Genomic DNA, 740 nt, shown 5'->3' on the forward strand with positions numbered 1-740 from the left:
GGAACAAGTAGCAATCGGTTTGATTTATGATAATTCTTACCCTATTGTAAAATATGATGAAAATTTAAAGCGAAATATTTGAAAATATTTAACTGGAACAGAATTAATCAATTTATATAATCAATATAAACAAAATTATTTTACTAAAATGAAAAAAGCTTTATTTTTAAGTGAACCTAAAAAAGTAAAAGTAAATAATAACAATAATAATTTAACAAATTGAAGTGTTGAAAAAGAACAAGAATTAATTAATGATTTAGAAAGTTTAAATTAAATGAGTTTATATGATTATTGAGTTCAATTTGTTAGTTATATTATTGGTGCAAATGCCCCTGAGTTTTTATATGTTATATCGTTTGTGTTATTTATTGTTTTGTTTTTTGGAATGTTTTTTAAACTTATTCAAAAAATGTGGAGTTTTTAAAAATGCAAAATGATTGAATTAAATTAAAAGAGTTTTTTATTCATATATTTTTGTTTATAGATAAAACGAATGTTGAAAGTATTACAATGTGGAATTTAACGCAAAATGAATATTTAACTTTAATGGTTGGTGTTTGAATTGTGATTTTGTTTTTAACTTGGTTTTTCTTGTGAATGGTTTTTAAAATAGTTAGTTATTTTAAATAATTAAATTTTGTTATTATTATGGTTTTCTCTCCCCACAAAATTTTAAAATTTTTTTTTGAATATAATATATATTTTCATTACGAATGCAGTAATTATTAATATAAATAATG

2 protein-coding genes are annotated in these 740 nt (G+C 19.9%); both read left to right on the forward strand.

The genetic code is table 4. The features are described from left to right. A partial coding sequence (locus C6B38_RS06160; protein ID WP_146693342.1) for a DUF3627 domain-containing protein occupies window positions 1-274 on the forward strand: 274 nt, incomplete at its 5' end. 152 nt (window positions 275-426) lie between these two features. Continuing rightward, window positions 427-630 (forward strand): DUF2649 family protein, encoded by a 204-nt coding sequence (locus C6B38_RS06165; protein ID WP_105298856.1) that lies wholly within the window; start codon window positions 427-429, stop codon window positions 628-630. Window positions 631-740 lie beyond the last annotated feature (110 nt).

The organism is Spiroplasma sp. ChiS, from assembly GCF_002968355.1.
GTDB classification, from domain to species: Bacteria; Bacillota_I; Bacilli_A; order Mycoplasmatales; family Mycoplasmataceae; genus Spiroplasma; species Spiroplasma citri.